This window comes from Actinotalea ferrariae, from assembly GCF_019733465.1.
Taxonomy (GTDB): Bacteria; Actinomycetota; Actinomycetes; order Actinomycetales; family Cellulomonadaceae; genus Actinotalea; species Actinotalea ferrariae_A.
The window spans coordinates 1-5,128 of sequence record NZ_JACVQL010000108.1; the positions used below are offsets into that span (position 1 = coordinate 1).

Below are 5,128 nucleotides of genomic sequence, written 5' to 3' on the forward strand. Positions count from 1 at the left end.
GGGCGGCGACCGCCGGCCAGGGGCGCGGGCGCGCGGGGGGGCGCCGCAGGAGGGGCCGGGGGCGCGGCGACGACGGGGGCCGAGGTGGTGGAGCTGTGCGCTGTCACGACTCATCTATCGGACCGGGTGCGGGACGACGTGAGCCGGACGGGTGGTCCGGGTTGCGCCGGAGCCGCACGCGGCGCGCTCGGACCGGCGTGTCGCCCGGGACGCGCCGTGAGCCGCGCCCCGGAGCGCGGCCGAGCCGGGGTGGACTCGCGGGTCGTCGGCATGTCGCACGCGGTCGTGTCGGTGGGCGTGCCTACGGTCGCGTCATGAGCACCAGCACCCACGTCTGCGTCTACTTCGACGACGGCGAGCTCGACCGCCTCTGCGTGTGCGGCTCGCGCGCGTTCCTCGTCGTCGACGAGCACGGGCTCGAGGTCCTCGTGGTCCTCGACGGGGACGACGACGGCGCGACCGTCACGACCCTCACCACCGGGACGCTCGAGCCGCGCGAGCTGCTCGTCTCGGCCTGATCCCCGCGCCGGGCGCGCGACGGCGCCCCTGCGCGTCGACGTCCGTCGGGAGCGGCGCGTCCGTCAGGAGCCGCGCGTCCGTCAGAGGTCGGCGTGGCGCGCGCGGGCGAACGAGTAGACGCCGTACGCGGCGAACCCCAGCCCGACGAGCGTGAGCAGCACCGCCCCGGCCGGCAGCGCGAGGAGCGCGCGGAGCGCCGGGTCCAGCCCCGGCTCCGCCTGGCTCGTGGCGCCGGCCGCCGCCGTCACCAGGAGGCCCCCGACGACGCCGAGCGCCACGCCCTTCGCGACGTAGCCGACGCGGCCGGCGCGCTCCGTCCACGTGCCCGGGTGCTCCTTGAGGTCCTCGAGGAACGTCCGCCGCCACCCCTTGACCACGTGATACGCGCCCACCGCGACCACCGCGAGCCCGACGGCCCCGAGCAGCACCCGGCCGGCCGGCTGCGCCATGAGGCCGGCCGTCGCGCCCTCCGTCGCACCCCCGGACGCACCGCCCGACCCGCCGCGGAGCACGCCCACCGTGGTCACGGCGAGCGCGGCATGGACGAGCGCGCGGCCCGCGCTGCGCAGCCGGTCGGACGTCTCGTGGCCCGCGACGGCCTCCGTCGCGTGCCACAGCGCGAGCAGCGCGAACCCGGCGACGCACAGCCACAGGAGCGCCGCTCCGACGGTGGACCCCGCGAGCAGGCCGAGCGCGCCGTCCTGGTCGGCCGAGCCGCCGTACCCCGACCAGGCGAGCTGCACGCAGACCCAGGCCAGCAGGAGGTGGAGCACACCCGTGGCGGCGTAACCGAGGCGCGCCCCCCGCTCGACCAGGGGGTTGTCGCCCGCCCGTGCGGCACCCGCTCGTGCGGTCCTGGCACCCATGCCCGCTGCTCCCATGGCCGAACTGTGGCAGCGCCGGACCTGCGCCGCACGCCGGGTCCCGGGGTCCGGGCCCCGGGTCCGAAGGCCGCCGTCAGCCCCCGACGCGCGCCACGACGATCGCGACGTCGTCGTCCGGCCGCTCGGGCAGCATCCCGTCGAGCAGCTCGTCGGACAGCGACTCGACGTCGTGGTGGCCGAGCCCCTCGAGCAGGGACCGCAGGCGCTCGAGCCCGTCCTGCAGCCGCTCCCCACGGCGCTCGACCAGCCCGTCGGTGTGCAGCAGCAGCACGCTGCCGCGCGGGACGGTCACGTGGTGCTCGTGCCGCTGCGTGGTGGGGACCACGCCGAGGACGAGGTCCGGCCGTCCCGGCGGCGCGTACGCCGAGCCGTCCGGCAGGAGCACGAGCGGGGTGGGGTGCCCTGCGCTCGACCACCGGACGTCCACCGAGCCGTCGGCGGCCTGCGCCGGCTCGATCCGGAGCAGGACCGCGGTCGCGACGGTGTCCACCCGCAGCGTCTCGATCGCGCGGTCGACGCGCTGCAGCACCTCCGCCGGCCGCGCGTCGGTCGTCGCGGCGATGCCGCGCACGAGCGAGCGCAGCTGGCCCATGGCGGCGGCCGCGATGACGTCGTGACCCGTGACGTCGCCGATGACGAGGTTCATGGCGCCGCCCGGCTGCACGAAGGCGTCGTACCAGTCGCCGCCGACCTTCGCGGCCTCCGCCGCGGGCGAGTACCGCACGGCGACCGCGAGGTCACGCGTCCGGGGCGGTTCGGTGAGCAGCGACCGCTGGAGCCCCTCGGCGAGCAGCAGCTGCTCGCGGTACAGGCGGGCGTTGTCGAGCGCGAGCCCGGCGCGGACCGCGACCTCCTGCGCCGTGGTCAGGCTGTCGGGCGCGAACCGCCGGCCCGGAGCGGTGTACAGCGTGATGAGCCCGACCGTCCGGTTGCGCGCGCGCAGCGGCAGCACCGCGCCGGACTCCGGAGCCAGCTCGGTGAGCAGGTCCTGCGCCTCGCCCCGCCGCAGGACGGCGCGAGCCGCCGCCGTCGCGTCGCGCTCGACGACGACGACCTCCCCCGACTCGAGTGCCTGGCCGACGTAGGAGCGCGTGCGCATCGCCGCGCGCCGCATGCCCGCGTACCGCTCGACGAGCGCACGACGCTCCGGGTCCTGGTGCCACGAGGCGACGTCGCGCAGCAGCCGCCGGCCGCCGGGGTGGTCCTCCTCGACGAGGCTGACCACGCACCAGTCCGCGAGCTCGGGCACCACGAGCCGGGCGAGCCGCGTCACGGCCTCCTCGGCGTCGAGCGTCTCGGCGAGCCGGCTCGTGACCCGCGCCGTGAGGGCGGCCCGCGCGGCCGCGCGGCGGGCGCGCGCCTGCGCGAGGTGGCGCACGAGGACGTCACGCAGCGCGAGCGCCTCGGACACCTCGACGTCGTCCCACGGCAGGGACCGGTCGTCCACCGTCTCCCGCCAGCGGTGGAAGCTGTTGCGCGGCGAGAGCGGCGTGTCCCGGTTCCCGGCCGACTGGTCGCCGAGCCACTCGACGACCTGCGCGAACGCGGGCCGGAACCACGCGAGCACGTCGCCCTGGTCCCCGACCGGGACGACGACGGCGCCCGCGACGCCCGGGAGGAGCACCGCGAGGTCCGGCCGGTCGACGCTCAGGGCCGACGTGACGACGGGCTCGGCGAGGCCCTCGCCGGTGAGGGCCGCCACGACCGCCTCGACGGCGTCCGCGTCGGGCGCGTCGCCCAGCGACGCGACCTGCCCGTCGAGCCGCACGACGACGCCCTCGGCCCGCACGACGTCGGCCACCGTCACCTGGCGCGCGACGAGCGACGCGGCGACGTCGTCGGACGCGCCGAGCTGGTCGGCGAGCAGCGCGCGCACCGCCTGGAGCTCGAGCCGGCGCTCCAGGCGGCGGGTGTCCGTCAGCGCCCGCGCCTGGAGCGCGACCTGCTGACCGAGGATCTCGCAGCCGCGGCGCAGGCCGTACGGCACGTGCCGGGGCGTGTCGTTGTTGCAGGAGATCATCCCGATGAGCTCGCCGTCGTGGACGAGCGAGATGGACAGGCTCGCCGCGACGCCCATGTTGCCCATGAACGTCAGGTGGTGCGGTGAGACGCTGCGCAGCTCGGACTGGCTGAGGTCGGTCGGCGCCGCCGTGAGGGGGTTGAGCGCGGGCACGAGCGGCGCGGGCACGTAGTCCCGGTCCGGGATGGTGCGCGACAGCCGGGCGACGTAGAGGCGACGGGCCTGGGCCGGGATGTCGGACGCCGGGTAGTGCAGGCCGAGGTAGGGCTCGAGATGCGGCGCACGCTCCTCCGCGACGACCTCCCCGTGACCGTCGGGGTGGAAGTGGTAGACCATCACGCGGTCGAAGCCCGTGAGGCGCCGGACCGTCGCCGCGGCCTCCTGCCGCAGCTCGTCGACGCTGACCGCCCGGGACAGCCGCTGGATCGAGGCGTGCAGCGTCGACAGCCACCGGTCCGGCGTCGCGTCGGACGGCTCGAGCTCGACGACGCCGAGCCCGTCAGCCGAGCGGTGGGCGATCGCGTCGAAGCGCCGCAGGCCGATCTCGACGGGCATCGGGTCCGTGTCGACGTGCCGGTCGACCGGCTGCTGCTCCCCGCGGAGCCCGGCGAGCAGCGCATCCGCGTCGGGCTCGGCGAGCAGCGAGCCGAGCGGTGCGCCGAGCAGGTCGTCCGGGGTGCGGCCGACGAGCCCGACGTTCGCGCTGAGCTGCACGACGACGCCCGTGGCCGGGTCGACCGCGAGGAGGACGCCGTGCGGCTGGACGTACCCGGGGCGGTGGATCGGCTCGGCGGCGCACTCGCGCAGGCGTTCGTCCTCGCCCGGCACGACCTCCTGCAGGCGGTCGGGAGCCGGGACCTCGCTCGTCGTCACGCGGTCTCCCGTCGTCGGGTGGGGGCACAGGGGTCCGACGCTACGCGAGCCGGAGCCGCAGCACGGACCGGCCGTCGCGCGCGTTGGCGCGTCGCCCCCACGTCGGTTAGGACGGAGGGGACGACGCCGGCCCGACGGCGACGCGCGAGAGGTTGGAGCGACCATGGGCTTCCTCGACCGGCTGCTGGGCCGCGAACCCGCCCAGGGCGGCGAGCGCGGCGAGCGCGGTGGTGCGTTCGGGGCGCCGACCGGGTACGGCGCGTCCCCGGGCGGGTACGGCGCGGGGTACGCCGGCGCCGACGGGCCGCAGGACGTTCCCGGGGCGGCGCCCCCGACGGCGGACGAGCGCGCGATCGAGCGCTACCGGTACCTGCTCGCGACGGCGCCGCCCGAGGCCGTCGAGCAGGCGCACGCCGAGGCCTTCGCCCAGCTGACGCCCGACCAGCGCCGGCAGGTGCTCCAGCAGCTCGCGCAGCACGTGCCACCGTCGGAGCGGCTGGGCGACGACCCGGCGGGCCTCGCGCGGATGGCGACACGCACCGAGATGCGGCGTCCGGGCACGCTCGAGCGGACGTTCGGCGGCGCGCCCGCAGCGCCCGGTCAGGGCGGGTACGGCGGGCCGGGCCTCGGTGCCGTCGTCGGCGGCAGCCTGCTTGGCACCGTGGCCGGCGTGGTCGTGGGGTCCGCGATCGCGAACGCGATGTTCGGTCCCGCCTTCGGCGACCTCGGCAACGACGGCTTCAGCGGCGACGCGGCCGACAGCGCCGGCGGGGACCCGGGAGCCGACGCGGGCGGGGACGTCGGTGGCGGCGGGGACGCCGGAGGGGGCGAC

4 protein-coding genes are annotated in these 5,128 nt (G+C 77.2%); 2 read left to right on the top strand and 2 right to left on the bottom strand.

Annotated features, from left to right (window positions below; translation table 11 throughout):
- The first annotated feature begins 314 nt into the window (after window positions 1–314).
- A complete protein-coding gene (locus ICW40_RS09375) occupies window positions 315–518 on the top strand; it encodes a hypothetical protein (RefSeq protein ID WP_221653562.1) in 204 nt (67 codons plus the stop codon).
- A gap of 81 nt (window positions 519–599) precedes the next feature.
- On the opposite strand, the gene ICW40_RS09380 is transcribed toward ICW40_RS09375, so the two are convergent.
- On the bottom strand, window positions 600–1,385 hold the full coding sequence (locus ICW40_RS09380) for a DUF1206 domain-containing protein (RefSeq protein ID WP_221653563.1): 786 nt from the start codon (window positions 1,383–1,385) through the stop codon (window positions 600–602).
- Window positions 1,386–1,476: 91 nt separating this feature from the next.
- Window positions 1,477–4,296: a SpoIIE family protein phosphatase gene (locus ICW40_RS09385; RefSeq protein WP_221653564.1), complete on the bottom strand. Its 2,820-nt coding sequence runs from the start codon at window positions 4,294–4,296 to the stop codon at window positions 1,477–1,479.
- 163 nt (window positions 4,297–4,459) lie between these two features.
- Here ICW40_RS09385 and ICW40_RS09390 point away from each other — a divergent pair.
- Window positions 4,460–5,128 (top strand): hypothetical protein (locus ICW40_RS09390; RefSeq protein ID WP_260459008.1); only part of this gene is annotated, 669 nt, incomplete at its 3' end.

Coding starts and splice junctions, on each gene's coding strand:
- ICW40_RS09375 (WP_221653562.1), top strand. CDS start 315: ATGAGCACCAGCACCCACGTCTGCGTCTACTTCGACGACGGCGAGCTC.
- ICW40_RS09380 (WP_221653563.1), bottom strand. CDS start 1,385: ATGGGTGCCAGGACCGCACGAGCGGGTGCCGCACGGGCGGGCGACAAC.